Here is a 25,996-nt window from a genome sequence, read left to right as displayed (position 1 = left end):
AGGACCAGAGTCGTTACACCCGGAACTGATCCATCAACCCCTGCTGCTGATTGGCCAGGCTGTTCAACGCCCGGCTCACCCGCGCCGATTCATTGGCCTGTTCCGACAGCGACTCGGTTACGTCGCGAATCGTCGCCACGTTGTTGTTGATCTCTTCGGCCACTGCGCTTTGCTCTTCGGCGGCGCTGGCGATTTGCAGGTTCATGTCGCTGATCACGGTGACGGCGTCACCGATCTGGCGCAGTGCGGTGACCGCCTGGCCGACCTGCTCGACGCTGCCTTGGGCCTGGCGATAACTGTTGCCCATGGCACCGACGACTTGCTGGGTGCCGCTTTGCAATTGCTCGATCACCACGCGGGTTTCTTCCACCGACTCCTGGGTGCGCCGTGCCAGGTTGCGCACTTCATCGGCCACCACGGCAAACCCACGACCGGCCTCACCGGCGCGGGCGGCCTCGATGGCGGCATTGAGTGCCAGCAGATTGGTCTGCTCGGCGATGCCACGAATCACTTCCAGCACCGAGCCGATTTTTTCGCTGTTGCCGGCCAGGCCTTCAACCTGGGCCATGGCCGTGCTCATGTCAGCGGCCAGCAGGCCGATGTTGCTGGTGGTCTGATCGATCACGGTCAGGCCATCGCGGGTGGATTGGTCGGCATCGCGGGCCGCTTGCGCAGCCTGGGCTGCGCTGCGGGCGACGTCCTGGGCGGTGGCGCTCATTTCGTGGGAGGCCGTGGCCACCTGGTCAACCTGGCGATACTGCTGCTCCATGCCGGCGCTGGTTTCGCTGGCGATCGCGGCGGATTGGTCGGCGGTGCCACGGGCGTCCTGCACCGAGCGTTTGACCTCGGCGATGATCGGCTGCAGCTTGTCGAGGAAACGGTTGAACCAGCCGGCCAGTTGGCCCAGTTCGTCCTGTTTGTCGTAGGCCAGGCGGCGGGTCAGGTCGCCTTCGCCGCTGGCGATGTCCTCAAGCATATGCGCCACGCCCAGGATCGGCCGGGTCACGCTGCGCGCCATCAGCCACACCAGGATCAAACCGACCACGGCGGCCAGCAGGCCCAGGCCGAGTTCGAGCAAGGTGCCCTGGGTATTGTCGGCATCTAACTGGGCTTTGAGCGCCTCGGCCGGCGCTACCAGGACTTTTTTCGGCACGTCCAGCAGCACGCCCCATGGCTTGCCGCCCGGGATCGGTGCAAAGGGCGCCAGCACTTTGAGTTGGTGATCGGTGCGCAGGCTGCGGATCTCGGTGCCGCTCGCCAGGGCAGTGATCAGCTGTGCGCCGCTGGCAGGGTCGACCTGGTCCAGGCGCTGGCTGAGCTTGCTGGCGTCCGGGCTGTAGCCGGCGAGCAAGCCGGTGGGGCTGAGGATGCTGACTTGGGTCTGGCCGTCGTAGAGCTTCTGGCTGGCCTGTTGGCTCACGGCCTGCAAGCTGTTGAGATTGATGTCCACGGATAACGAGGCAATGACCTTGCCGTTGGCCATCAGCGGGAAGACGATGCTGGTCATCAGCACGTTCTGCCCGTCGATCATATAAAAATAAGGCTCGATCACGCAGGGTTTGAGGGTGGTGCGCGGACAGGTGAACCAGGCATTGGCTTTTTCGCCGCTGGGGCCGACGGACGTGTCGGTCATGTCGCTTTCGGGCAGCGACATTGAGGTGATGTTGCCGGGTGTCGGCTGCGACCAGTACAGGGCGAAGCGGCCTTTGTCGTTACTGCCCAGCTCCGCCTGGTTGGCGAACAGCTCATCCTTGCCATCCAGCGCATTGGCTTCGAACACCAGGGACAAACCCAGCAGGTCGGGGTTGGCCTGCAGCGCGGCGCGCACCTGACGGGTCAGGTCCTCGCGGGTGTCGAAGGCATCCAGAAAGCGTTTTTCCGCCTGCTCGCGCAAAAACAGCACCTGGCGCGAAAACCCGTGTCCGTACTGGTAGGCATCCATGAACTGCCGGCGGATGCCCAGCGCCTGCACTTCACCTTGGGCCTCGATGCGCGCCTGGGCGGCTTCATCGAGCATTTGCATGCTGGATGCTTTGACCTGCTCGGAACTCTGCGCCATGCGATACAGCGACAGACCCACCAGCAGGGTCACGATTCCCAGCAGGCACAGGCCCGCGAGCAGGGTGATTTTCCATTGAATGGAGAGCTGCCTGAGCGACATCGGGACATCCTTACCTGAATACACATAGAAAAGCCGTTATCGGCTGCGCGCGTTTTTTCTTTATTCAAACAGTCAATTTAAACCTGTCCGGAGTCACAGCTTTTTGACATAGCCGGCCGGCTGCTGCACAGTGCGCGCCCTCTAATAAGACCTCTTTGAGCCCGTACGCCGGCAGCACCTTCAATGGCCGCTGAGGCGCGGGCATGCCTGTCTTTTATGTTTCTGTCTTGAGGTAACCATGATTAACGCTGTTATCGCCGCGGTCGGCACCATGCTGGTGCTCAGCCTGTCCCGTGTGCATGTGGTCATCGCCATCATTGTTGGCGCCCTGGTGGGCGGCTTGACCGGGGGCCTGGGGATCGACGCTACGCTCAAAGCGTTTAACAGCGGTTTGGGTGGCGGTGCGACCGTGGCGTTGTCCTACGCCTTGCTCGGCGCTTTCGCTGTGGCGATTGCCAAGTCCGGCCTGGCCCATGCCCTGGCGGACAAAGCGCTGTTGCTGGTCGATCGCCAGGAAGCCAGCGGCGGCAACCATGTCAAATGGTTGTTGATCGGCTTGCTGTGGGCGGTGGCGATCGCTTCGCAGAACATCCTGCCCATCCACATCGCGTTCATCCCGCTGCTGGTGCCGCCGCTGTTGTATGTGCTGACCAAACTGCAACTGGATCGCCGCCTGATCGCCTGCGTCATGACGTTCGGCTTGATCACGCCTTACATGTTCCTGCCGGTGGGCTTCGGCAATATCTTCCTCAACCAGATCCTGCTGGCCAACGTGGCCAAGAGCGGCGTGGACATCAGCCAGGTCAACGTGACCCACGCCATGAGCCTGCCCGCGCTGGGCATGGTGGTCGGGCTGCTGGTGGCGGTGTTTATCAGCTATCGCAAAAAACGCGTGTATGACCTGGAGAAAATCGAACGGGTCGAGCAGGTGGCAGTGCAGTACAACCCGTTGACCCTGCTGGTGGCCGGCCTGGCGATTGCCTCGGCGTTCATCATTCAACTGTGGCTGGACTCGATGATCATCGGCGCGCTGGCCGGGTTCCTGATTTTCTCGGTGTCGGGCATCGTGCGCTGGCGCGACACCGATGATCTGTTCACCGAAGGCATGAAGATGATGGCGATGATCGGCTTCATCATGATCGCCTCGTCGGGCTTTGCCGAAGTGCTCAAGGCCACCGGTGATGTGCGCTCCCTGGTGGAAACCTCGGCGGCGTTCATCGGCCATAGCCGTGGAGTAGGGGCGCTGTTGATGCTGCTGGTGGGACTGCTGGTGACCATGGGCATCGGTTCGTCGTTTTCCACGGTGCCGATCCTGGCCGCGATTTTTGTGCCGTTGTGTGTGCAACTGGGTTTCAGCCCGGTGGCGATCGTGTGCATCGTCGGCACCGCCGGTGCCTTGGGCGACGCCGGTTCACCGGCCTCCGATTCCACCCTTGGCCCGACCTCCGGCCTGAACATCGACGGCCAGCACCATCACATCTGGGACACTGTGGTGCCAACCTTCCTGCACTACAACCTGCCGTTGCTGGCGTTTGGCTGGCTGGCGGCGATGACCCTCTGACATTCGCCCACCTCACTGTAGGAGCGAGCTTGCTCGCGAAAAAACTCCAGATAACGCGTTCATCCAGAATGCACGCTTTATCGTTGGCAACCTTCGCGAGCAAGCTCGCTCCTACAGAAAACTTGCGTTTGGCCGCTAACCTCTCAAGTCGCCCCTAATAAGAGAGAAAAGCCATGCGTCTGAGCCTCAAGGCCAAAGTCCTGACCCTTGCCGTCGTGCCGGTGTTGCTGTTCGCCCTGGTCATCAGCCTGACCACCGTGTGGATGCTGCAGGGCCAGGCGCGCAACGAGGTGGATGAAACCCGCCAGCGCCTGCTCAACGACGCCAAGGCCACCCTCAAAGGTTATGTCGAGGTGGCCATGACCACCATCAAGCCGCTCTACGACGCCGCTGCCCCCGGTGATACGGCGGCGCGGGCGCAGGTGGTCAAGTTGCTGTCCAACACCAGCTACGGCAAGGACGGCTACTTCTTCGGCTACGATTCCGAGACCATCCGCCTGTTCAAGGGCAACAGCCCGGACGGCGTGGGCAAGAGCTTCAAGGACAACCGCGATCCCAACGGCGTCTATGTCAACCGCGACCTGGTCAAAGTCGGCAAGGACGGCACCCACTACCTGCAATACAGCTCGACCCAGCCCGGCCAGACCGAGCTGGTGCCCAAGCTCGGCTACACCGAATACCTGCCCAAGTGGGACATGGTCATCGGTACCTCGGTCAACCTGGATGGCATCGAGGCCCAGGTCGCGGTGGTCGAGGCCAAGGTGCATGAGCGCATGGAGGGCGTGCTGTTGAGCATTCTCGGTCTGGCTGCCGTAGTCTTGCTGGTGATCGCGGCTGTCGGCCTGCTGGTGGCCAACACCATCCTGCGCCCACTGAGCCTGATGAAAGCCAACCTGGACGATATCGCCGCCGGTGAAGGTGACCTGACGCGCCGCCTGGCCATTACCAGTCAGGATGAACTCGGCGACCTGGCCGGCGCGTTCAACCGCTTTGTCGACAAGATCCACGGGCTGGTGCGCCAGATCACCGAAATGACCGCACAACTCACCGGCCTGGTGAGCCAGGTGTCCGAGCAAGCCCAGCGTTCGGAAACCGCCATGGAACGCCAGCGTCACGAAACCGACCAGGTCGCCACTGCGATCAATCAGATGTCGTCCGCCGCCCATGAAGTGGCGCGCAGTGCCCAGGGCGCTGCCGTTGCCGCGCAGCAGACCGATGCCGAGGGCCAGGCCGCCAAGCGGGTGGTGGATGGCAGCATCGCGCAGATCCATGCGCTGGTGAACGATATCCGCAGCAGCGGCGTGTCCCTCGACAGCCTGCAGCAGGACGTGTCCTCGATTGTCAGCGTGCTTGGCGTGATCCGCTCGATTGCCGAACAGACCAACCTGCTGGCGCTCAATGCGGCGATTGAAGCGGCGCGCGCCGGGGAGGCCGGGCGGGGCTTTGCCGTGGTTGCCGATGAAGTGCGCGCCCTGGCCAGCCGCACCCAGACCAGCACCCAGGAAATCCAGGGCATGATCGACCGCCTGCAAAAAGGCACCGAAGCCGCCGTTGAAGCCATGCGCCGCTCCAGCGATGCCGGTGACGGCACGTCGGCCCAGGCCAACCAGGCCGGGGCATCGCTGGACACCATGGCCCAGTTGATCGGCACCATCAACTCGATGAACGCGCAGATCGCCAGCGCCGCCGAAGAGCAAACCGCCGTGGCCGAAGAAATCAACCGCAGCGTGCATCAGATTGCCGTGGCGGTGGACAGCGTGGCCGATGAAACCCAGCTTGGCGCCCAGACCTCCCGCAGCCTGGCGGATCTGGGCCAGCGCCTGGGGCAGTTGGTGGGTCAGTTCAGGATTTGATCGTTCATAGGTCGCGCATCAACAAGCCAAAATCCAGGTCCATCTCGACCGGCAGGGGCACATACACCGTGTGCCCATCCCCCGGCGCTACCTCGATGGCGTCGCCCTTGGCGTTATGCAACGAGGCCAGGTCAAAGTGAAAGTTGCCCGCCGGCGTCATCAATTCCAGGTGATCACCCACGGCGAAGCGGTTCTTGACCTTGACCTCGGCCAGCTCGCCCCGGCGTTCGCCGGTCAGTTCACCGACAAACTGCTGGCGCTCGGAGACGGAGCTGCCGTGCTGGTAGTTCTGGTATTCATCGTGCACATGGCGGCGCAGAAAGCCTTCGGTGTAGCCGCGTTGGGCCAGGGATTCGAGGTCGGTCATCAAGCGGCGGTCAAAGGCGCGACCGGCCACCGCATCATCGATTGCCCGGCGATACACCTGGGTGGTGCGCGCGCAATAGAAGTGCGATTTGGTGCGGCCTTCGATCTTCAGCGAATGCACGCCCATGTGGGCCAGGCGCTCCACATGCTGTACGGCGCGCAGGTCCTTGGCGTTCATGATGTAGGTGCCGTGCTCGTCTTCGAAGGCGGGCATCTGTTGATCGGGGCGATGGGCTTCCTGCAACAGGAATACCTGATCGGTCGGCGTGCCGATGCCCAGCGTCGGTTCAAAGGCCTGGACGATCTCGCCCGTGGCATTTTCCACCGCCGCGCCGGCCTGGTACTTCCAGCGACACGCATTGGTGCAACTGCCCTGGTTGGCGTCGCGCCTGTTCATATAGCCTGACAGCAGGCAACGCCCGGAATAGGCCATGCACAGGGCGCCATGCACAAACACCTCAAGCTCCATGGCCGGCACCTGCTGGCCAATCTCGCCGATTTCTTCCAGGGACAGCTCCCGCGACAGGATCACCCGGCAGATGCCCTGTTGCTGCCAGAACTCCACACTGGCCCAGTTGACGGTGTTGGCTTGCACCGACAGGTGAACCGGCATCTGCGGGAAATGCCGGCGCACCAGCATGATCAGCCCTGGGTCGGACATGATCAGCGCATCCGGGCCCATGGCGACCACTGGCGCAAGGTCTTTGAGGAAGGTCTTCAACTTGGCGTTGTGCGGCGCAATGTTCACCACCACGTAGAAGCGCTTGCCCTGTGAGTGAGCTTCCTGGATCCCGAGGGCCAGGTTGGCGTGGTCGAATTCATTGTTACGCACGCGCAGGCTGTAGCGCGGCTGGCCGGCGTAGACCGCATCGGCGCCATAGGCAAAGGCGTAACGCATGTTCTTCAACGTGCCGGCGGGAGCGAGCAGTTCGGGGGCGATTATCGGGGGCATGGTGTGTGAGCCGCAAAAAGGCGCGAGGGTAGTGCAGGGCAGGGCGCTGTGTATTGATCCACGTCTAAAAAGCCGATCTATGCTTGTTCGATGAAACAGGGCACTCCCAGGTTTCGCTGCTGACTAAGCAACAGGGCCGACACCGGCCCTGTGCTTTTTTGACATGGATCGGACATGAATCAAACCAACCTGCAATTCAAGACCCTGCTGTTACTGCTGGCCCTGGTCACCGTCGCCTTTATCTGGATATTGCTGCCGTTCTACGGCGCGGTGTTCTGGGCGGTGATCCTCGGCATCATCTTCGCGCCCATGCAGCGCCGCCTGCAGCAGCGCTTTGGCTGGAACCGCAACCTGACCTCCCTGACCACCTTGATGGTGTGCCTGGTGATCGCGATTTTGCCGGTGATCATCACCAGTGCCTTGCTGGTGCAAGAGGGCGCCACACTTTATAAAAACATCGAAAGCGGCAAGTTGGACGTGGCCGGTTACATCGAGCAGTTCAAGCATTTCCTGCCGCCGTATTTCCAGCACCTGCTGGACCGCTTCGGCATGGGTAACCTGGAAGGCCTGCGGGAAAAGGTGGTCAAGGGCGCGATGCAGGGCAGCCAGTTCTTCGCCTCTCAGGCGTTCAGCTTCGGCCAGGGCACGTTCGATTTCCTGGTGAGCTTCTTCATCATGCTGTACCTGCTGTTTTTCCTGCTGCGCGACGGCCCGGACCTGGTACGCAAGGTGCGCACTGCGGTGCCATTGGCCGAGCCGCAAAAGCGTCGCCTGCAACTCAAGTTCAACCGAGTGGTGCGGGCAACGGTCAAGGGCAACGTGTTGGTCGCCGTGACCCAAGGTGCGCTGGGCGGCCTGATTTTCTGGTTCCTGGATATTCCCAGTGCACTGCTCTGGGCGGTATTGATGGCGTTTCTGTCGCTGCTGCCGGCGGTGGGCGCCGGGATTGTCTGGGGGCCGGTGGCCGCTTACTTCCTGTTGAGCGGTTCGATCTGGCAGGGCGTGGTGCTGGCGCTGTTCGGCGTGTTCGTGATCGGCCTGGTGGACAACGTGCTGCGTCCGATCCTGGTGGGCAAAGACACCAAGATGCCGGATTACCTGATCCTGATCTCGACCCTGGGCGGGCTGTCGGTGTTTGGCCTCAATGGCTTCGTGATCGGGCCGCTGGTCGCGGCGCTGTTCATGTCCTGCTGGGCGTTGTTTGTCGAAACCAAGCCGCGCGTCAAGCTGCCGTTGCCCTAGGCTTCAAGCCTGTAGCCGGCTGCCAGCTGGCGTTGCGTCTGGGCGTCGGATAACGAGGTGAGCGGGCCGCTGATGGGCTCGCCATCGCTTACCACGTACCAGCAGGCGAGCAGGCCCCGCTTGCGAAGAGGGGCGGGAACGGCGCTGCCGATGACGGACATGATCTGAACAGTGGGCATAAGTACCTCCAAACGTTATGGAGGTCACCTTACGGCGCGATGGCGCCGAGGAAAAATCACCTGGCTCGATAGTCGATATCAATACCAGAGGTCAATCCACCACCTGATCGAGCATGTGCACCACTTCCTGTTCACTGAGCAGGCCTTTGCGCACCAGGCTCTCTGCCAGCAATGCCAGGAATTTTGCGCTGCGGTGGCCTTCCAAGTGCTTGAGTTCGGTCAGCGCGCTGTAGACCTTGCTGGATGTACAGAGACCAGCGGTGCGGTGCGGATTTTGTGTGGGCATGGTCAATCGTCCTTAATTGTTATTGAGTGGACATAATCGATAGTGAGATGGCTGGGTGACACAAACATGACAGCGTTCCTATCAGTCGATCAAGAGGCAGTCGATCAAGAGGCGATCCCAACCTGATGATGTGGGATCGGCGCTCAAGCATTGTCCTCACAACGACCTTGGCCGAATAAATCCAGACTTTGCGGGCAAAAAAAGGCCTCGCGTGTGGGCGAGGCCTGTGTATGCACCGATGGACGGTTACCAGCCGTGGCGGTAGTAGCCATGGGGCGGGCCATAGTAGCCATAACCCCGTGGCGGGCCATAGTAGCCATAACCCCGTGGCGGGCCGTAATAGACCGGCGCCGGACGGTAATAAACCTGTTGCTGCACATACACCGGTGGTGGCGGTGCGTAGTAGACCGGCGGCGGAGCGGCATAGACCGGCTGCGGCTGCACGTACACCGGTTGCTGTACATAGACCTCACGAGGCTGGCTGGCAACCACGGAGCCAACGACAGCTGCACCGACAAGCGCACCCAACACGGCCGGGCCGCCCCACCCACCACCGTGGGCCGAAGCTTGGCCTGCCATAGCGAGTGCGCCAATAAGCAAGGCGATCCTGGGGACTTTACGCATCATGGTCATTCCTCGGTTAGCCCCTGCGCTTGTGGTCTGCAATCAATAGACTCAAGGATTGTCGCGGGGATACTTTTAAGACAACGTATTTCTGAAAAACAGCACAGCCAATAGGTAAAGGTTGTGTAAGGTCTGTACCGATTTGCTTACTTCAAGGAGCTACCCATGCAGATGCACCCCAACAAGGACACCCAGCTGTGCATGTCACTGTCGGCGCGTCCCGGGAATTTCGGCCTGCGTTTCCATAACCATCTGTATGAGCAGTTGGGTCTGAATTTCTACTATAAAGCCTTCAGCAGCCAGGACTTGCCCGGCGCGATCGGTGGCATCCGGGCGCTGGGCATTCGCGGCTGTGGCGTGTCCATGCCGTTCAAGGAAGCTGCCATCGCTTTAGTGGACGAACTTGACGATTCGGTTCAAGCCATCGATTCGCTCAACACCATCGTCAACACCGACGGCCGTCTCAAGGCTTACAACACCGATTACATCGCCGTCGAGCAACTGCTGAAAAAGCATCAGGTGCCGCAAGACGCAAGCTTCGCCCTGCGCGGCAGCGGCGGCATGGCCAAGGCCGTGGCCAGTGCCTTGCGCGATGGCGGTTACGCCAAGGGTGTGATCGTGGCGCGCAATGAAGTGGCGGGCAGGGCGCTGGCGCAGAATCTGGGGTATGCATGGCAGGCTGAGCTGGGCGAGTTGCGCCCGCAGATGCTGGTGAATGTGACACCGATTGGCATGACTGGCGGGGCGGAAGCGGATCAACTGGCGTTTGAGGCTGATGCCGTGGATAACGCCGAGACGGTGTTCGACGTGGTCGCGATCCCCGCTGAAACACCCTTGATTGTGCGTGCACGTGCCAAGGGCAAGCGGGTGATTACCGGGCTTGAAGTGATTGCAATCCAGGCGCTGGAGCAGTTTGTACTTTATACCGGCGTGCGCCCTACGCAGGAGCAGTTCCAGGCGGCGGTTGCCTTCGCCCGGAGCTGACGCCCTGTAGGAGCGAGCTTGCTCGCGAAAAACTCACAGGCACTGCGTTCATTCAGAAAACACGCGTTATCGTTGACGTTTTTCGCGAGCAAGAGCTAGGCGCCCCCCTCGCTCCTACAGACGGTGGTGTACGCTTAACTGACTGGCATTAGCGCAAGGTTGAATCTCGTCAGGCCTGCTCCAACTGTGTCAGGCGTTCTTCCAGCGCCGCAATCCGCGCTTCCAGCTCTTCAATGCGCTCGGCGCCGACGGCCGCGCCGCCACGCTCCACCGGGTTCCCGCGCGCGGCAATAATCGCTTCGATATCCGCCGGGTCGCCCAGCGCATGGGTGTACCGATCCTCGCGCTGCCCGGTCTGGCGCGGCACCAACACCGCCAGGCCCCGGGCAATCAGGCGTTCGAGCTGATGCACCACTTGCTCGGCGTCCTCAAAGTCATGCATACGCCCGCTGCGGGTCAGCAGCTCGTTGACCGTCTGCGGCCCGCGCAGGAACAGCAGCCCGATCAGGATAACCTGCGCCGGCACCAGTTCCAGTGCCTTGTCGACGCGGTGTTCCCAACGGTCGGCGCGGCTGCCCATGACCAGCCGGGTATAGCCCTGGCCTTCCAGTGCGCGCAAGCTCTGGCCAACCTGGCCCTGGCTGAGGTTGGTCACCGGTTCGCGGCTGGTCTTCTGGTTACAGGCCAGCACCAGGGCGTTAAGGGTCAGGGGGTAGGTCTCAGGGTTGGTCGCCTGTTTCTCGATCAGGCAGCCCAGGACGCGGATTTCCGTGCTGTTCAGGCGCGGCTCAAGAGTGTCGGTGTCGTGCTCGGCGGTCATCGCGCGTTCCCTATGCAGTGAATCCACTAGCCTAAGCCGGAAAAAATAAAAGACAAGCGGCAGGCAGGGCTATAATCGCCGCTGGTTCCAACCCTGCCATTACCGTGAGACTGACATGACTATTTCCCTGTATGCCGCTTCCATCCCAGTCTTCAAGCAAATGCTCAACGCCCTGAGCGATGTGCTGAACAAAGCCGAAGCCCACGCCAGCGCCAAGAACATCGAGCCGAACGCCTTGCTGCAGGCGCGCCTGTTCCCGGACATGTTCCAGCTGGTGCGCCAGGTACAGATCGCCGTCGACTTTGCCAAAGGTGTCAGTGCACGCCTTGCCGAAATTGAAGTGCCCAAGTACGAAGACAGCGAAGTCACCTTCGCCGACCTGCAAGCGCTGATCGCCAAGGTGCTGGCCTTTGTCGACACCATCAAGCCCGAGCAGATCGACGGCAAGGAAGGCATTGAGATCGTCACCCGCCCAGGCACCCCGAAAGAGAAGCGCTTCAGCGGCCAGTCCTACCTGCTGACCTACGGCCTGCCGCAGTTCTTCTTCCACGTCACCACCGCTTACGCCTTGTTGCGTCACAACGGCGTGGAAGTGGGCAAGCGTGATTACATGGGCGCTTTCTAAACCCCCACAAAAAAGCCCGGGAGCGTTCTTCAACGAACGGTCCCGGGCTTTTTTGTGGCTGACGGTTAAGACCGCTGTGCATCCTTGTCCAAACACGCCGCCGCGGTGAACAACACATCGGTAGACGAGTTGAGCGCGGTTTCCGCCGAATCCTGCAGCACGCCGATGATGAAGCCGACAGCCACCACCTGCATGGCGATCTCGCTCGGAATGCCGAACAGGCTGCACGCCAGCGGAATCAGCAGCAGCGAGCCGCCGGCCACGCCCGAAGCCCCGCAGGCGCAAATGGCCGCGACCGCGCTGAGCAGCACGGCGGTGGGCAGGTCAACGGCGATACCCAGCGTGTGCACCGCCGCCAGGGTCAGTACGGTGATGGTGATTGCCGCACCGGCCATGTTGATCGTGGCACCGAGCGGGATCGATACCGAATACGTGTCTTCATGCAGGCCCAGGCGTTTGCTCAACGCCAGGTTCACCGGAATATTCGCCGCCGAGCTGCGGGTGAAGAACGCGGTGATACCGCTTTCGCGCAGGCACAGCAACACCAATGGGTAGGGGTTGCGGCGCAGTTTCCAGAACACGATGGCCGGGTTGATCACTAGCGCCACGAACAGCATGCAGCCGATCAGCACCACCAGCAGATGGGCATAGCCGAGCAGGGCGCCGAAGCCGGAGGTGGCCAGGGTCGAGGCGACCAGGCCGAAGATCCCCAGGGGCGCGAAGCGGATCACTACGCGTACGATCAGCGTTACGCCGTTGGACAGGTCGTCAAGCACCGTGCGGGTGGTTTCGCCGGCATGGCGAATGGCAATGCCCATGCCGATGGCCCAGGCCAGGATACCGATGAAGTTGGCGTTCATCAGCGCGCTGACCGGGTTATCCACCACGCTGAGCAGCAGGCTTTGCAGCACCTCGCCGATACCGCCGGGGGCGCTCACGGTGGCGTCATGGGTCGCCAGGACCAGGGACGACGGGAACATCATGCTGGCAACCACCGCTACCACTGCCGCGGCAAAGGTACCCAATAAATACAGGAACAGGATCGGCCGGATATGGGTTTCCTGGCCATGTTTATGATTGGCGATGGACGCCATCACCAGCACGAACACCAGGATCGGCGCGACGGCCTTCAGCGCCGTGACGAACACTTTGCCGATAAATCCGGTGGCCTTGGCCGCTTCAGGCAGCAACAGCGCCAGCAGAATACCGGCGATCAGGCCGATGATGATTTGGGTGACAAGGCTGACGCGCATTAAACGTTGCAGCAGGGAAGGGGCAGCAGTCATAAACGGTTGTCTCTAGTTTTTTTAGTAGGGCACAGCATCGCAGGGAGAAAGTACTGTAGGGAGCAGGCGCGAAGTCTAGCATGCTGTAGGACGAGTCCCGTTTGCTGCGTCATTGCGTCACCGGTGCCGTCGGATTTGGCCAAACCGCTCCCACCTCGTGTCAGGGTAGGGCGGTAAACAGCTCGCGTCGGGCACCTTCGGTAATCGCCACGATGCCGGGGTGCTTGACCTTGCGCTCCACCGAAATGGCGTAGAACGACTCGGTTACCGCGTCGGTCTGGCCGATCAGCGCCACACCGTACTGGCGCACCACCTCGTCGGCGATCACGCTGGGGGCGATAAAGATGCCGCTGCCGGATTGGCCGAATGCCTGCATCAAGGCGCTGTCGTCGAACTCGCCGATGATCCTGGGCTGAATCTGCTGATCGGCAAACCAGCGCTGCAAACGGCTGCGCACCACGGTTTCGGCGCCGGGAATCAACAATGGTGCGCCGTGCAAACACTCGGGGAACGCGCCGCCATGCTGCTCGGCCAATGCGTGGGTGGCAAAAAAGCTGATGCCACATTCCCCCAGCTTCTGGCTGTAGCCCTTGATGTCCAGATGAGTCGGCATCGGGCTGTCGGAAATCACCAGGTCCAGGCGCTGGATCGCCAGGTCGGCCAATAACCGTTCGAGTTTGTCTTCACGGCAGGTGATGCGGATCGGTTCGCTCAGCTCCATGGTCGGAGCAATCAGGCGGTACACAATGGACTTGGGCACCACATCCGCCACCCCGACGCGAAACACAATCTGCTGCTCATTGGGTTGCGCGCGCAGCATCGCCTCCAATTCATTGCCGGTCTGGAACATCTGCTCGGCGTAGGGCAGGGCCTGGCGCCCGGCTTCGGTCAACTCCAGCTGGCGTCCTGCCCGCTGAAACAGGGCGATGCCAAAGGTCTGTTCCAACAGACTGATCTGCCCGCTGATGGTCTGTGGCGTGAGATTCAGTTGTTCGCAGGCGCGCACGATGCTGCCCGTTTTCGCCACCACCCAGAAGTAATGTAACTGTCGATAATTGAGCATCGTTGTCTACACTTCGTAAAAAACGAAGTATACGTGAGAAAAATACGAATTTTCCTGAACTGTCCATCTGCATAGAATGCCTCGTTATCGCAAGGCCACTATTTGGCCCCAATGGTTCTAACGAGGAATACATCATGAAACTCAATTCCCTGGGCGCGGTGTCGCTGCTTGCGCTTTCATTGGTGGTGATCAGCGGTTGTGATCAGGTCGAAAAGAGCACTCAGCAGGTGCTGGGCAAGGCCACCGAATCGGCCAAGCAAGCCATCGATGACACCCAGAAGGCCGCCCAACAGGCATTGAGTGAAGCGACCCAAGGCTTGATCAGCCCGCAGAAAAAGGATGATCAGGAAAAAGAAGACGCTGAATCGAACACCCAAGAAACCTAATTTCCCAGCACAACGTCAGGACTGACCTATGGATTATCTTTTACAACTGGCCGCCAGCCCCACCGCCTGGGTCGCACTGGCCACCTTGATCGTCATGGAAATCGTGCTGGGCATCGATAACCTGATCTTCATCTCGATCCTTACCAACAAGCTGCCTGAGCAGCACCGGGCCAAGGCGCGGCGCATTGGCATCAGCATGGCGCTGATATTGCGCCTGGGCCTGCTGAGTACCATCGCCTTTATCGTGCAACTGACGGCACCGGTGTTCGAAGTGTTCGGCCAGGCCTTTTCGTGGAAGGACATGATCCTGATCGCCGGTGGTTTGTTCCTGGTGTGGAAGGCAACCACCGAGATCCATCACAGCATGGACCCGGAGCCCGAAGAAAAAGCCAGCGTCGGCAATACGGTTGCCATCGGTTTTGCCGCGGCCATCGGACAGATCCTGCTGCTCGACCTGGTGTTCTCCATCGACAGCATCATCACGGCCGTGGGCATGACCGAACACTTGCCGATCATGATCATTGCCGTGGTGACCTCGGTCATCGTGATGCTGGTGGCGGCCGAACCCTTGGCCAAGTTCATCAACGACAACCCGACTGTGGTGATGCTGGCCCTGGGTTTCTTGATCATGATCGGCATGACGCTGATCGCCGAAGGCTTCGGCGCCCATGTGCCAAAAGGCTACGTGTATGCGGCGATGGCCTTCTCGGCGGCCATCGAGTGCCTGAACATTGCACGGCGTAATCGCCACAAGCGTTTGCTCGCTGCCCGCCAGTAACCGCTGACACAAACAGGCCGGCTGCGCTCATATGAGCCCAGCCGGCCTTTTGCTGTCTGCTAGAATCGGCCCACTTGATAGCTTGAGGTCCCCCCATGAACGAGCCGATTCGCCTTACCCAGTACAGCCACGGTGCGGGTTGCGGCTGCAAGATTTCGCCCCAGGTCCTGGAAGTGATCCTTGCCGGCAGCGGCGCACAGAACCTCGACCCCAACCTGTGGGTGGGCAATGCCTCGCGCGATGATGCGGCGGTGTACGCCATCGACGAGGAGCGCGGCGTGGTCTCCACCACCGATTTCTTCATGCCGATCGTCGACGACCCCTTCGACTTCGGCCGCATTGCCGCCACCAATGCCATCAGCGACATCTACGCCATGGGTGGCGACCCGTTGATGGCCATCGCCATTCTTGGCTGGCCGGTGAATGTGCTGGCGCCGGAAGTTGCCCGGGAAGTCATTCGTGGCGGCCGTTCGGTGTGCGACGCCGCCGGCATCCCGCTGGCGGGCGGGCACTCCATCGACGCGCCGGAGCCGATCTTCGGCCTGGCGGTGACCGGCATCGTGCAAAAGCGCCATATGAAACGTAACGACACCGCCACCGCCGGTTGCAAGCTGTACCTGACCAAGCCCTTGGGCATCGGCATCCTCACCACTGCGGAAAAGAAGGGCAAGTTGCGCGAAGCGGATATCGGCCTGGCCCGCGACTGGATGTGCACGCTGAACAAGCCGGGCAGCCGCTTCGGCAAATTGGCCGGTGTCGCGGCGATGACCGATGTCACCGGTTTCGGCCTGCTCGGGCACCTGGTGGAAATGGCCGACGGCAGTGGCCTCACGGCCCGCATCGAATATGCAAAAGTCCCACGCTTGCCTGGCGTCGAGTACTACCTGGACCTGGGCTGTGTACCCGGTGGCACCTTGCGCAACTTTGACAGCTACGCCGGCAAGCTTGGGCGTGTACAGGAGCTGCACAAGCGCGTGCTGTGTGATCCGCAAACCAGCGGTGGCCTGCTGATTGCCGTCACCCCCGAAGGCGACGCCGAGTTTCACGCAGTGGCCGCTGAACTGGGCCTGGTCCTCGAACCAATCGGCGAACTGCTTGAGCGACAGACCCACGCGGTAGAGGTGGTTTGATGGCGACTGACATCACCGATTACCGCGACATCTTCCTCAACGACCGGCCGATGATGGATACCCGCGCGCCGGTCGAATTCACCAAGGGCGCGTTTCCTGGCGTGGTCAACCTGCCGTTGATGACTGACGACGAGCGCCAGCGGGTGGGCACGTGCTACAAGCAGCAGGGCCAGCAAGCTGCAATCGTGCTGGGCCATCAGCTGGTGTCCGGCGCGATCAAGGCTGAACGTATCGAGCAGTGGGCGCAGTTTGCCCAGGCTAATCCGGAGGGTTACCTGTACTGCTTTCGCGGCGGGCTGCGCTCGCAGATTGTGCAGCAATGGTTGAAAATCGAAGCGGGTATCGAATATCCGCGTGTCGGTGGTGGCTACAAGGCCATGCGCACCTTTCTGCTGGACACGCTTGAGCAGGCCACTGCCGACTGTGATTTCGTCTTGCTCGGCGGCATGACCGGCACCGGCAAGACCGAAGTGCTGGGGCAGTTGCGTAACGCCCTGGACCTTGAGGGGCACGCCAATCATCGCGGCTCCAGCTTCGGCAAGCGCGCCACGGCGCAGCCGTCCACGATCGACTTCGAGAACCGTCTCGCGGTCGACCTGCTAAAGAAGCGCGCGGCGGGCATCGAACAGTTTGTGGTCGAGGACGAGAGCCGCATGATCGGCAGCTGCGCGCTGCCGCTGCCGCTGCACAAAGGTATGCAGGCGTTCCCGATGGTGTGGCTGGAGGACAGCGTCGAGGGGCGTGTCGAGCGCATCCTGAAGGACTACGTGGTCGACCTGTGCGCCGAGTTCATTGCGGTATTTGGTGAGAATGGCCAAGCCTTGTTTGCCGAACGTCTGACCCAGAGCCTGGCCAATATCCATAAGCGCCTGGGCGGCGAGCGCTTCCAGCGGCTGCAGGCGATTTTGCAGGACGCCCTGGCGGAACAGACCCGCAGCGGAGCAGTGGACCTGCACCGCGTGTGGATCGAAGGCTTGCTGCGCGAGTATTACGACCCGATGTATGCGTTTCAGCGTGAAAAGAAAGGCGCGCGGATCGAGTTCGCCGGGGAGCAAGGGGCGGTGGTGGAATACTTGCGTGAGCGTGATGTTCGGCGCAGTTGATTGGCAGGTTTGAAAGACCCCTTCGCGGAGGCTTTTTTGTAGGAGCGAGCTTGCTCGCGAAAAACTCGCAGGCACCGCGTTCATTCAGAAAGCACGCGTTATCGTTGACGTTTTTCGCGAGCAAGCTCGCTCCTACAGACGGCGGTGTATGGGCAAGCCCGCGAAAGGCCGTCAGCCCATTTGAAATCTAAAGAATCACCGCCCCGATCAATCCGCACACCACCCCCATCAGCATGGTCAACCCGGCCACCGTCACCAGCACGCGCGCATCGAAATCCTTGCGCAGCATCAGCAGTGACGGCAGGCTCACGCTCGGCAAGGTCATCAGCAAGGCGACGGCCGGGCCGGTGCCCATGCCCAGGGTTATCATGGTTTGTACGATGGGAATCTCGGCCGCCGTCGGAATCACGAACAGCGTGCCGACAATCGCCAGCGGAACCAGCCACACCAGGCTGTCGGCCATCGCCCCGTCCACATGGGGGAACAGCCAGACCCTTGCCGCGCCGAGGATCAGCACCGCCAGGATATACACAGGGATGGTGCTCCAGAACAGCTGCCACAAGGTGCGTAACCAGCGTGACAGGAAGGGTTCTGACTCGACCGTGCTGACATCAGCCACCGCCTCCAGCGCCGCTTCGGGCACCTGGTCCGGACGTGCAATACGCTGCGCGATCAATGACACACCCACCACCAGCACAATCCCCGCCACCAGTCGCAGCGCGGTAAAGCCCCAACCCAGCACAAACCCCATGAACACCAGCGTGGCCGGGTTCAGTACCGGGTTGGCGATCCAGAACGCCAGCGCCGCGCCTACCGACACCTGCTGACGGCGCATGCCTGCCGCCACCGGTGCCGCGCAGCAACTGCACATCATCCCCGGCAAGGCGAAGAGCCCGCCGCGCAGGGTCGAACCCAGGCCGGCGCGGCCGAACAGACGCAGCAGCCAGTCGCGAGGGATCAATACCTGCAGCAGCGAACCGAGGATCACCGCCAGTACGGCGGCTTTCCAGATTGCCAGGAAATACACCTGGGCATAGGCCAGTGCCGCCGCGAGAGGCGAGCTTTGCTGGTCATTGAGAATCGAGGCGCCGATGCTGTGGTTGTCCGCCGCTACAAACGCCTTGAGGTAGTAGGGCGACCATTTCACATAGTAGAGGCCGATGCAGGCCACCAGGAGAAACAGGGCAGGTTTGCACCAGAACGACCAGCCCCGGTTGGGCTGGGCAGAAGCGAGGTTGGACATGGAGAGGATCCGCCGATGAGTCAATAGCGCAGCATCATACGCGCCTGGCGCTCAACCTTCAGGTATCTGCGCTGACCTGGGTCGGATCCGGGCAGGTTTCATTACCGTTATTGAGCCCCTGCTTATAGTTGCGACTGAGCAGCGAGGCCTTGCCGTTGTGCCAGGTGAGTGTCAGCACGTACAGCGAGTCATAGTCGTTACCGGACCAATCGTCGGTAATGGTGTGCTTTTCGCCGGCCGCTTCACTGGCGACTTTGTTGATCAACTCCGGCAGGTAACCGTGGGACCAGGCGGTGTAGATCGTGGCATTGTGGTACTTGTCCTCGACCAGTTCGTCGGCCAGGGCACTGGTGTCATTGGCTGAGAACTTGATGTTGACCGGCAGGCCCAGCTTGATCGCGCTGGGACTGATGGTCATCAGCGGGCGAATGTAGCTGTAGGAGTTGTCCAGTTCACCTTCCTCGACATTGCGCGTCGGGTTGGCGGCGAACACGAAATCGGCCTTGCCGAATTTTTCCGGCAATACACTGGCCAGGTTCATCGCACGGTTCAGGCCCTGGCAATTGAGCTGGCCCAAGCCTCCGGCCGGTTTTTCGCCGTGGCGCAGGAAGACCAGGGTTTGCACGCCGTCCACCGGTTGCGCGCGGCTTTCACGGGCATCCAGTGCCGTGACAATACCGGCCGTGACCAGCAGCAGCGGTAACATGATGTATGAATAGTGTTTGATGTGTTGCACAAGGCGCAGAGGCTTGATCTTCATTTAGGTTCGAGTCTTCTTGCGTCGGGTTATGGCGGACAGGCCCGGCCCCAGTGACGCATCAAGCGTCCTGCGGTATTCCATGTCGATGTAGCAAGGTGCCTCCATTCACCGTTCGGGCGCTGTTAAGAGTGCAGTCGAGTGCTTTGGTTCGCCTGAGTGGGACTCTAGTGCGCAAATGTTGCGCAATGATGACCCATGCATGACGACGAGCAGATGACTATCATGGGGGTTTACGCCCAGGGATTTCCCGATGAACGCACTTGCCGCTTTCCCGATCAACAGCAAATGGCCCGCCCAGCACCCGGAGCGCCTGCAACTGTATTCGCTGCCTACGCCCAACGGGGTGAAAGTCTCGATCATGCTTGAAGAACTGGGCCTGCCTTATGAGGCGCACAAGGTCAGCTTCGACACCCAGGACCAGTTGTCCCCGGAGTTCCTGTCGCTGAACCCCAACAATAAGATCCCCGCGATCATCGACCCCAATGGCCCCAGCGGTCAGCCGCTGGCGTTGTTCGAGTCCGGCGCGATCCTGATTTACCTGGCGGAAAAGACCAGCCAATTGCTCGCCGAAGATCCGGCCACCCGCTACGAAACTCTCCAGTGGCTGATGTTCCAGATGGGCGGAATCGGCCCGATGTTCGGGCAGTTGGGGTTCTTCAACAAGTTCGCCGGCAAGGCCTATGAAGACAAGCGCCCGCGCGACCGTTATGCCGCCGAATCGCGGCGCTTGCTCCAGGTTCTGGAAAAGCGCCTGTTGGGCCGCACCTGGATCATGGGCGACGATTACAGCATCGCTGACATCGCCACCTTCCCCTGGATTCGCAACCTGATCGGCCTCTACGAATCGGGCGACCTGGTGGGCATCGCCGATTTTCCTAACGTACTGCGCGCGTTGGATGGCTTTGTCGCGCGTCCAGCGGTGATCCGTGGCCTGAATATTCCGAGCTGAGCATGCCGACTTTCGATTTCAAACAACTGGATGTATTCAGCCGTGTGCCGCTCAAAGGCAACCCGCTTGCCGTGGTGCTCGGTGCCGACAGCCTGACGGACCAGCAGATGGCCGACTTCGCCAAGTGGACCAACCTCAGCGAAACCACGTTTTTGCTGACGCCCCGTGCCCCAGATGCCGACTACCGCGTGAGAATTTTCACAACCACCCAGGAACTGCCATTTGCCGGGCATCCGACCTTGGGCAGTTGCCACGCGTGGTTGCACGCAGGCGGTGTGCCGCGTGGGCAAGAAATCATTCAGGAGTGTGAAATCGGCTTGGTACGCATTCGACGCGAAGGCGACGAACTGGCGTTTATCGCGCCACCCCTGTTGCGTTCGGGCGTTGTCGAGGAGCCGCTGCTGGAGCGTGTGCGCCTCGGGCTGGGCCTGGCGCCCGACGCTATAGTGCGTAGCCAGTGGGTGGATAACGGCGCCGGTTGGCTGGCGGTGATGCTGGCGGATCACCAGGCTGTACTGGCGTTGAAGCCTGATTACTCGCAGTTGCTCGGCTTGGCGGTCGGCGTCATCGCGCCGAGCGATGTGGAGGACGCACAGTTTGAGGTGCGCGCCTTCATTGCCGGCGACGGTGCTCCGGAAGACCCGGCCACCGGCAGCCTGAACGCCGGTCTTGCGCAGTGGTTGCTCAGCGAGGGTCTGGCGCCGGAGCGCTACGTGGTCAGCCAAGGTACGGCCATGGGGCGAGCGGGGCGCATTCGTATCGAGCGCCAGGGCGATGAAATCTGGGTGGGCGGCGCCGTTGCCGTCTGCATCGAAGGGCGTTTACAGCTTTAGATCAATACAATTGTTACGCGCCGCGCAATACACTGTTGACCCCTCGGCATTTGTGCCGTCGGGGCCAGGGGCATAAGCTTTGGCCCCAAAGATTTCAGCCACTTTTTCAGGAAAGCCATGACCAGCCAGTTCCCCCAAGCCCGCCCCCGTCGCCTGCGTCGCTCCCCGGAGCTGCGTGGCCTGTTCCAGGAAAGCGAATTCACGCTCAACGACTTGGTGCTGCCGATTTTCGTCGAAGAAGAAATCGACGACTTCGTGCCGATTACCAGTATGCCGGGTGTGTTACGCATCCCTGAGAAAAAGCTGGCCGGCGAGATCGAGCGCTATGCCCGCGCCGGCATCAAGTCAGTGATGACCTTTGGCGTTTCCCACCATCTGGACGCCAGCGGCAGCGATACCTGGAAGGAACGCGGCCTGGTCTCGCGCATGTCGTCGATCATCAAGGACGCCGTGCCGGAAATGATCGTGATGTCCGATACCTGCTTCTGCGAATACACCGATCACGGCCATTGCGGCGTGATGCATGGCGCCCACGTCGACAATGACGCGACCCTGGTTAACCTCGGCAAACAAGCCGTGGCCGCCGCCCGCGCCGGTGCCGACGTCATCGCGCCCTCGGCGGCAATGGACGGCCAGGTCCAGGCCATCCGCCGTGCCCTGGACGATGCCGGCTTCACCCACATCCCGATCATGGCCTACTCCACCAAATTCGCCTCGGCCCTCTACGGCCCGTTCCGCGAAGCCGGCGGCAGCGCCCTCAAGGGCGACCGCAAAAGCTACCAGATGAACCCGATGAACCGCCGCGAGGCCGTACGCGAATCGCTGCTCGACGAGCAGGAAGGCGCCGATGCGCTGATGGTCAAACCGGCCGGCGCCTACCTCGACATCATCCGCGACATCCGCGAAGCCTCACGCCTGCCGGTGGCGGCGTACCAGGTGAGCGGCGAGTACGCGATGATCAAGTTTGGCGCACAGGCCGGAGCGATTGATGAGGATCGCGTGGTACGCGAGACGTTGGGGTCGATCAAGCGGGCGGGGGCGGATTTGATTTTTACGTATTTTGCGATGGATTTGGCGTTGGCGGGGATTTAAGGGCGCTGCTTGCTTAACCTGGCTGTGGCGAGCGAGCTTGCTCGTCACAGGTAGAGGCGTGCAGAAAGGCAATCAATTGAGTGTGTTATGAGGCGATCAATGAGGTGGCTTCTTTTTGACGTCTTGTATTAATCGAACCTTGAGCGAGAACCAGTACCTCTTTTAATGCGTCAATTGTTTGCGCAGTCAGCGTCAACGCTGGAAGGTCCCACTCATAGTCCCTGACAACCCTGATTTGAAAGTGGCCGTTTGCGTCGAATGAAGGATACCAGCCCACATCTATGAGGAAACCGTCTGGATATTCCACCTGCAACATGTCCTCCTTCAGATGGTGAGCTTGATGCTCAACCCCGGAGTCCTGCAACATAGATAACTCATCGTAAGTAATTTTGCCTTGCAGGAAGTCTAACGAGATCATTTGGTGAGTCTCCGGAATTCTTGCTCTGAGATAGGATGGCCATGAATCGTTCTCGCACTCAACTCAATGCGTACCCAGCGGCTGGGTAGGCCCTCGCTGGCGCCAATGCTGTCAGGATACTCCATCACCTTCCACGGTTTGCCATTGGTAGCCGTTCTGCCATTTTTATAGGCTTCTCGTTCTAAATTTTCAATGTCTATCCCTGGCTTGTACTTGGCCGGGCCGGATTTTGTTGCTGCCAAAATTTCTTTCCAAGGCATTTTCTTTGAAGGGCTGTGTTTATAGCCATGAGCTGTCCACTCGACATTCTCAGGTGAAGGCGGCGTGGGTTCGTTTTCCTCGGATTTTGCATTGTGTGCCGGGTCTTCGGCTCCTTTAACAGACGCGCATTCACCAGGACATTGACTAAGTCCCAGTGGATCTAACCATCCCGTTGGGTTGGTTACATATTGGTATGCATTTATCCCACCCGCCAGCTTCACCGGATCCGGCGTCAGGTAACGACCAATATCCGGATGGTAGTAGCGATGCCGGTTGTAGTGCAGGCCGCTTTCCTGGTCGTAGTACTGGCCTTGGAAACGTAGTGGGTTGTCGATTTTTCCGATGTCGAGGCGGCTGATTTCGCCGTAGGCGCGGTAGTGGGCGGACCACGCGATTTCTCCGTCGGGACTGGTGAGTTCCTGCGGTGTGCCGAGGTGGTCGAGTTGGTAGTGGTAGGACTTCACGTCTTCTGGACCGAAGCCTTCCAGCAAGGCCAGCGGACGGAAACTGTCGGGTTCGTAGAGGTAGCTGCGATGGCGATCGGCATGGTGTTCGGCGATCAGCTTGTCGCCTTGCCAGAAGAACTCTGTGGTTTTCTCTTCGAGGGTTTTGCTGATTCGCCGACCAAACGGGTCATAGCGATAGCTGGCTTTTTGGCCGTTGGGTTGGGTGACTTCGATCAGCCGGTGCTGGCAGTCGTAGCGGTACTCGGTGACGAGTGCATGACCCTTGCCACGCCGTTCTCTTATTAGATTTCCAAAGGCGTCATAGTCGTAATGATGGTCGCCCTGGATCATCAGGCGATTGCCCGCCACGATGTCCGGCCCCGGCCTGTCCTGCATGAGTAAATTGCCGGCGGGGTTGTGGGCGAAGCGCTCCTGGACGTCCTGGGAGTGATCGGCGCGAGTCAGGCGCTGAAGCGGGTCGTAGCGGTAACGGTGTTCGCCTTTGCGGGTGTCGAGCAGGCGGGTGAGGTTGCCGGCTTTGTCGTAGTCGTATTGGCGTTGGTAGAGGTGGTTTTGCTGCTGGGTGATGGCGTGGGCGTGCAGACGGTTTTGGTCGTCGTAGTGGTAGTGGCTGAGCAGTTGGCCTTGTTGGCGTTGGTGTTCGCGACCGGCGTGGAAGAGGTGGGAAGTCAGTAACTTGTCATTCAGCTCGACGGTGGCAAGGTGGCCGCCTTTGTCGTGGTTGAAGGTGACGCGGTTATTGTCCGGCAGGCGCAGATTTTTCAGCTGCCCGCAGGCGTCGTAGCCGTAGCGCAGGGTGCCCCAGCCTTGGTGCTCGGCGGTGAGGCGGTTTTGTTTGTCGTACTCGTAGGCCAGCGCCCAGTGGCCGTCTTCGACGCTGAGGAGGTTGCCCTGGCGGTCGTAGGTGTAGTCGACCGTGTTGCCATCGGGCAGGGTTTTTCGTACGAGGCGACTGGCGTGGTCGCGCTCGTAGCGGGTAACCAGCTGACTGCCGTCGTCGCCGTGTTCGGTTTTTTCCAGCAGGTTGCCGTTGAGGTCGTAGGCGTAGGCGGTGCGTTGGCCGTCGAAGCCGGTTTCCTGTCGGATCAGGCCGTTGGGGTGGTAGTCCAGTTGATAGGTTTCACCGACTTCGTTTTCGATGGCGGTCAGCAAAAGGCGGACGTTGTCGTAGCGGTACTTGACCTGGGTGCCATCGGCATTGATGCGGCGGCTGATCAGGTGCAGGCCGTCGGCGTATTCGTAGCGGGTGACGTGGCCGAGTTCATCGCGTTCGGTGATTATTTTGCCGTAGGGGTTGTAGCTGAATTCCCGATAGGTACCGTCGGATTGGGTCAGTTTCAGCAGGCGTCCTACCGCGTCCCATTGGTATTGGGTCAGCGCGCCATGCTCATCCTCGCGCGCAACCTGCCGCCCCAGATCGTCATAGCGATAGCGCTTGATCCCGCCATTCGGTAATTGCTCCTCAAGCAACTGCCCGCGTTCATTCCACCCCAGCCGATGACAGCTGTTGTCGGGATACCAAACCCCAGTCAGTTGCCCGTGTTTGTCGTAGCTGTAGTCGGTCGCGTTGCCCTCCGGATCAATCCTGCGGATGACATCGCCTTGCTCATTACGCTCGTATTTCCAGACCGATTCACCGCGCCGCACAACCCGTACGAAGCCGTTGTCATGCTCGTAGGACGTCGGCTCATCCTCCCCCGGAAACAGCGCGATCACGCGTCCGGCGTCGTCGTATTGATACGCCGTCACCGCGCCCATCGGATCCTGCTCGACGGTCAGTCGGCCCTTGTCGTCGTAGGATTTGAAATGCCGGGCGCCGTCGGGATCGATGCGCTGTACCAGTCGCGCACGCTGGTCATGCACGTAAACTTCCTGGCTGCCATCGGCGTTGTGCACGTTGACGCTGCCGTCATCGGCCCAGGCATAGCGCGTGTCCATCTGCGAAAAACTGGCCCAATGTCGGACGCAGCGTGCCGCCTTGCCGGCGCGTTCCCATTCCCAAAAGAAACTCGCCCCACCGGCCAATTGCCGCTCAAGAATGACGTGCTGCTCGTCGTACCGATAAACCTCGCATTCACCGACGGCATTGGTCGCCGATACCAGTCGTCCGGCGTCGTCATAGCTGTAGGAAACGACGTTTTGCTCGGTCACCCAAGCGAAGGGTTCATGGCCTTTGGCGCGATGAACCTGGTAGTCCACCGCGACGATGCGGTCGAATTCATACCGCAACAAAAGCGAGCGCCCGGCACCGTTATCCAGTCGCTCAATACGCCCCAACCGATCCCGGAAAATCCGCAACCGGTTGTCATACGCATCGCTGATCGCCGTCAGCACGCCGTCGTGGAAGTGATAAAACCCTGAAGACTGGGCCAGCACCAACTCATCCGGCGCAGACCCCAAATAAATCGCCGCTTCCGCCAGGCTGTTGGTAATCGCCGGCCGAGCAGCCGTCGGCAAGGGCAGGGTGGTCGAGCGATTCTCATGGTCGGTCCACACCACCGAATCGCCCGACACAGAAAGCCTGTGCGCCAGCGCATGACTCCAGCCAAGCCCCAGCCCGCAATCCACGTCCAC

The 25,996-nt window shown here is 60.8% G+C and carries 23 protein-coding genes and 3 pseudogenes; 13 read left to right on the top strand and 13 right to left on the bottom strand.

Annotated features, from left to right (window positions below; translation table 11 throughout):
* Positions 1–13 precede the first annotated feature (13 nt).
* A pseudogene (locus tag TU82_RS29675) lies at positions 14–523 on the bottom strand (methyl-accepting chemotaxis protein); the annotation flags it as partial.
* 348 nt (positions 524–871) lie between these two features.
* Positions 872–1,942 (bottom strand): annotated as a pseudogene (locus TU82_RS29670) (PDC sensor domain-containing protein); the annotation flags it as partial.
* A 460-nt stretch (positions 1,943–2,402) separates the two neighbouring features.
* Between TU82_RS29670 and TU82_RS26650 the strand changes: the two are divergent.
* The 3 genes and pseudogenes from TU82_RS26650 (at position 2,403) to TU82_RS29660 (ending at position 5,575) form a co-directional block, all read left to right on the top strand.
* Positions 2,403–3,722 (top strand): Na+/H+ antiporter family protein, encoded by a 1,320-nt coding sequence (locus tag TU82_RS26650; RefSeq protein WP_162276158.1) that lies wholly within the window; start codon positions 2,403–2,405, stop codon positions 3,720–3,722.
* A 173-nt stretch (positions 3,723–3,895) separates the two neighbouring features.
* Positions 3,896–4,717 (top strand): annotated as a pseudogene (locus TU82_RS29665) (cache domain-containing protein); the annotation flags it as partial.
* 36 nt (positions 4,718–4,753) lie between these two features.
* Positions 4,754–5,575, top strand: a complete 822-nt coding sequence (locus tag TU82_RS29660; RefSeq protein WP_428838895.1) for a methyl-accepting chemotaxis protein — start codon at positions 4,754–4,756, stop codon at positions 5,573–5,575.
* Positions 5,576–5,579: 4 nt separating this feature from the next.
* Here the strand turns inward: TU82_RS29660 and trhP are convergent, their stop codons facing one another.
* Positions 5,580–6,893, bottom strand: a complete 1,314-nt coding sequence (trhP, locus tag TU82_RS26640) for a prephenate-dependent tRNA uridine(34) hydroxylase TrhP (RefSeq protein ID WP_057726260.1) — start codon at positions 6,891–6,893, stop codon at positions 5,580–5,582.
* Between the two features lie 174 nt (positions 6,894–7,067).
* On the opposite strand from trhP, the gene TU82_RS26635 reads away from it, so the two are divergent.
* Positions 7,068–8,135 (top strand): AI-2E family transporter, encoded by a 1,068-nt coding sequence (locus TU82_RS26635; protein ID WP_057726258.1) that lies wholly within the window; start codon positions 7,068–7,070, stop codon positions 8,133–8,135.
* On the opposite strand, the gene TU82_RS26630 is transcribed toward TU82_RS26635, so the two are convergent.
* From TU82_RS26630 to TU82_RS26620, 3 genes are all read right to left on the bottom strand, one after another.
* A complete protein-coding gene (locus TU82_RS26630) occupies positions 8,132–8,314 on the bottom strand; it encodes a hypothetical protein (protein ID WP_057726256.1) in 183 nt (60 codons plus the stop codon). The genes TU82_RS26635 and TU82_RS26630 overlap by 4 nt on opposite strands.
* Positions 8,315–8,405: 91 nt before the next feature.
* A complete protein-coding gene (locus tag TU82_RS26625) occupies positions 8,406–8,600 on the bottom strand; it encodes a hypothetical protein (protein ID WP_057726255.1) in 195 nt (64 codons plus the stop codon).
* Positions 8,601–8,846: 246 nt separating this feature from the next.
* A complete protein-coding gene (locus TU82_RS26620) occupies positions 8,847–9,233 on the bottom strand; it encodes a hypothetical protein (protein ID WP_082632103.1) in 387 nt (128 codons plus the stop codon).
* Positions 9,234–9,389: 156 nt separating this feature from the next.
* Here TU82_RS26620 and TU82_RS26615 point away from each other — a divergent pair, with 156 nt between their 5' ends.
* Positions 9,390–10,208: a shikimate 5-dehydrogenase gene (locus tag TU82_RS26615; protein WP_057726253.1), complete on the top strand. Its 819-nt coding sequence runs from the start codon at positions 9,390–9,392 to the stop codon at positions 10,206–10,208.
* 169 nt (positions 10,209–10,377) lie between these two features.
* On the opposite strand, the gene TU82_RS26610 is transcribed toward TU82_RS26615, so the two are convergent.
* Positions 10,378–11,028: a YceH family protein gene (locus TU82_RS26610; RefSeq protein ID WP_057726251.1), complete on the bottom strand. Its 651-nt coding sequence runs from the start codon at positions 11,026–11,028 to the stop codon at positions 10,378–10,380.
* Between the two features lie 115 nt (positions 11,029–11,143).
* On the opposite strand from TU82_RS26610, the gene TU82_RS26605 reads away from it, so the two are divergent.
* Entirely contained in the window at positions 11,144–11,653 is a 510-nt protein-coding gene (locus tag TU82_RS26605; protein ID WP_057726249.1) for a DUF1993 domain-containing protein, read from the top strand.
* Positions 11,654–11,718: 65 nt separating this feature from the next.
* Here the strand turns inward: TU82_RS26605 and sstT are convergent, their stop codons facing one another.
* Together sstT and nhaR are read right to left on the bottom strand one after the other, a co-directional pair.
* Positions 11,719–12,939 carry a serine/threonine transporter SstT gene (gene sstT, locus TU82_RS26600; RefSeq protein WP_057726247.1) on the bottom strand — a complete coding sequence of 407 codons (1,221 nt, stop codon included), beginning with the start codon at positions 12,937–12,939 and terminating at the stop codon, positions 11,719–11,721.
* 160 nt (positions 12,940–13,099) lie between these two features.
* Positions 13,100–14,002, bottom strand: a complete 903-nt coding sequence (gene nhaR / locus TU82_RS26595; RefSeq protein WP_057726245.1) for a transcriptional activator NhaR — start codon at positions 14,000–14,002, stop codon at positions 13,100–13,102.
* Positions 14,003–14,136: 134 nt separating this feature from the next.
* Between nhaR and TU82_RS26590 the strand changes: the two genes are divergently transcribed.
* The 4 genes from TU82_RS26590 to mnmH all read left to right on the top strand — a co-directional run bounded on the left by TU82_RS26590 (position 14,137) and on the right by mnmH (position 17,399).
* Positions 14,137–14,388, top strand: coding sequence for a hypothetical protein (locus TU82_RS26590; RefSeq protein ID WP_057726243.1), 252 nt, complete (start codon positions 14,137–14,139; stop codon positions 14,386–14,388).
* A 28-nt stretch (positions 14,389–14,416) separates the two neighbouring features.
* Positions 14,417–15,166, top strand: a complete 750-nt coding sequence (locus TU82_RS26585; RefSeq protein WP_057726241.1) for a TerC family protein — start codon at positions 14,417–14,419, stop codon at positions 15,164–15,166.
* Between the two features lie 95 nt (positions 15,167–15,261).
* On the top strand, positions 15,262–16,296 hold the full coding sequence (selD, locus tag TU82_RS26580) for a selenide, water dikinase SelD (protein WP_057726239.1): 1,035 nt from the start codon (positions 15,262–15,264) through the stop codon (positions 16,294–16,296).
* A complete protein-coding gene (mnmH, locus tag TU82_RS26575) occupies positions 16,296–17,399 on the top strand; it encodes a tRNA 2-selenouridine(34) synthase MnmH (protein ID WP_057726238.1) in 1,104 nt (367 codons plus the stop codon). Before selD ends, mnmH begins: the two co-directional genes overlap by 1 nt.
* 187 nt (positions 17,400–17,586) lie before the next feature.
* Here the strand turns inward: mnmH and TU82_RS26570 are convergent, their stop codons facing one another.
* Together TU82_RS26570 and TU82_RS26565 are read right to left on the bottom strand one after the other, a co-directional pair.
* The gene (locus TU82_RS26570; RefSeq protein ID WP_057726236.1) at positions 17,587–18,642 is read right to left on the bottom strand and encodes a permease; all 1,056 of its coding nucleotides are present in this window, start codon (positions 18,640–18,642) and stop codon (positions 17,587–17,589) included.
* A gap of 58 nt (positions 18,643–18,700) precedes the next feature.
* Entirely contained in the window at positions 18,701–19,402 is a 702-nt protein-coding gene (locus TU82_RS26565; protein WP_057726233.1) for a hypothetical protein, read from the bottom strand.
* A 250-nt stretch (positions 19,403–19,652) separates the two neighbouring features.
* On the opposite strand from TU82_RS26565, the gene TU82_RS26560 reads away from it, so the two are divergent.
* The 3 genes from TU82_RS26560 (at position 19,653) to hemB (ending at position 22,276) form a co-directional block, all read left to right on the top strand.
* Positions 19,653–20,351 (top strand): glutathione S-transferase N-terminal domain-containing protein, encoded by a 699-nt coding sequence (locus TU82_RS26560; RefSeq protein WP_057726232.1) that lies wholly within the window; start codon positions 19,653–19,655, stop codon positions 20,349–20,351.
* A gap of 2 nt (positions 20,352–20,353) precedes the next feature.
* Complete coding sequence (locus TU82_RS26555) at positions 20,354–21,184, top strand: PhzF family phenazine biosynthesis protein (protein WP_057726230.1); 831 nt, start codon at positions 20,354–20,356, stop codon at positions 21,182–21,184.
* Positions 21,185–21,301: 117 nt separating this feature from the next.
* Complete coding sequence (gene hemB / locus TU82_RS26550; protein WP_016977356.1) at positions 21,302–22,276, top strand: porphobilinogen synthase; 975 nt, start codon at positions 21,302–21,304, stop codon at positions 22,274–22,276.
* A gap of 85 nt (positions 22,277–22,361) precedes the next feature.
* Here the strand turns inward: hemB and TU82_RS26545 are convergent, their stop codons facing one another.
* Together TU82_RS26545 and TU82_RS26540 are read right to left on the bottom strand one after the other, a co-directional pair.
* Positions 22,362–22,694, bottom strand: a complete 333-nt coding sequence (locus TU82_RS26545; RefSeq protein ID WP_057726228.1) for a hypothetical protein — start codon at positions 22,692–22,694, stop codon at positions 22,362–22,364.
* Positions 22,691–25,996: RHS repeat domain-containing protein (locus TU82_RS26540; RefSeq protein WP_057726226.1), on the bottom strand; the 3,306-nt coding region annotated here is incomplete at its 5' end. The genes TU82_RS26540 and TU82_RS26545, both read right to left, overlap by 4 nt.

The sequence above is a fragment of the Pseudomonas orientalis genome, assembly GCF_001439815.1.
Taxonomy (GTDB): domain Bacteria; phylum Pseudomonadota; class Gammaproteobacteria; order Pseudomonadales; family Pseudomonadaceae; genus Aquipseudomonas; species Aquipseudomonas orientalis.
The sequence above is the reverse complement of the archived record's forward strand: the minus strand, read 5'-3'. Positions and strand labels throughout refer to the sequence as shown.

Bases quoted from the DNA above. Each gene is read 5' to 3' on its own strand.
- TU82_RS26545 (WP_057726228.1), bottom strand. From the start codon at position 22,694: ATGATCTCGTTAGACTTCCTGCAAGGCAAAATTACTTACGATGAGTTA.
- TU82_RS26635 (WP_057726258.1), top strand. From the start codon at position 7,068: ATGAATCAAACCAACCTGCAATTCAAGACCCTGCTGTTACTGCTGGCC.
- TU82_RS26565 (WP_057726233.1), bottom strand. From the start codon at position 19,402: ATGAAGATCAAGCCTCTGCGCCTTGTGCAACACATCAAACACTATTCA.
- sstT (WP_057726247.1), bottom strand. From the start codon at position 12,939: ATGACTGCTGCCCCTTCCCTGCTGCAACGTTTAATGCGCGTCAGCCTT.
- selD (WP_057726239.1), top strand. From the start codon at position 15,262: ATGAACGAGCCGATTCGCCTTACCCAGTACAGCCACGGTGCGGGTTGC.
- hemB (WP_016977356.1), top strand. From the start codon at position 21,302: ATGACCAGCCAGTTCCCCCAAGCCCGCCCCCGTCGCCTGCGTCGCTCC.
- TU82_RS26560 (WP_057726232.1), top strand. From the start codon at position 19,653: ATGAACGCACTTGCCGCTTTCCCGATCAACAGCAAATGGCCCGCCCAG.
- nhaR (WP_057726245.1), bottom strand. From the start codon at position 14,002: ATGCTCAATTATCGACAGTTACATTACTTCTGGGTGGTGGCGAAAACG.
- TU82_RS26625 (WP_057726255.1), bottom strand. From the start codon at position 8,600: ATGCCCACACAAAATCCGCACCGCACCGCTGGTCTCTGTACATCCAGC.
- TU82_RS26555 (WP_057726230.1), top strand. From the start codon at position 20,354: ATGCCGACTTTCGATTTCAAACAACTGGATGTATTCAGCCGTGTGCCG.
- TU82_RS26585 (WP_057726241.1), top strand. From the start codon at position 14,417: ATGGATTATCTTTTACAACTGGCCGCCAGCCCCACCGCCTGGGTCGCA.
- TU82_RS26615 (WP_057726253.1), top strand. From the start codon at position 9,390: ATGCAGATGCACCCCAACAAGGACACCCAGCTGTGCATGTCACTGTCG.
- trhP (WP_057726260.1), bottom strand. From the start codon at position 6,893: ATGCCCCCGATAATCGCCCCCGAACTGCTCGCTCCCGCCGGCACGTTG.
- TU82_RS26610 (WP_057726251.1), bottom strand. From the start codon at position 11,028: ATGACCGCCGAGCACGACACCGACACTCTTGAGCCGCGCCTGAACAGC.
- TU82_RS26590 (WP_057726243.1), top strand. From the start codon at position 14,137: ATGAAACTCAATTCCCTGGGCGCGGTGTCGCTGCTTGCGCTTTCATTG.
- TU82_RS29660 (WP_428838895.1), top strand. From the start codon at position 4,754: ATGACCGCACAACTCACCGGCCTGGTGAGCCAGGTGTCCGAGCAAGCC.
- TU82_RS26605 (WP_057726249.1), top strand. From the start codon at position 11,144: ATGACTATTTCCCTGTATGCCGCTTCCATCCCAGTCTTCAAGCAAATG.
- TU82_RS26620 (WP_082632103.1), bottom strand. From the start codon at position 9,233: ATGACCATGATGCGTAAAGTCCCCAGGATCGCCTTGCTTATTGGCGCA.
- mnmH (WP_057726238.1), top strand. From the start codon at position 16,296: ATGGCGACTGACATCACCGATTACCGCGACATCTTCCTCAACGACCGG.
- TU82_RS26630 (WP_057726256.1), bottom strand. From the start codon at position 8,314: ATGCCCACTGTTCAGATCATGTCCGTCATCGGCAGCGCCGTTCCCGCC.
- TU82_RS26570 (WP_057726236.1), bottom strand. From the start codon at position 18,642: ATGTCCAACCTCGCTTCTGCCCAGCCCAACCGGGGCTGGTCGTTCTGG.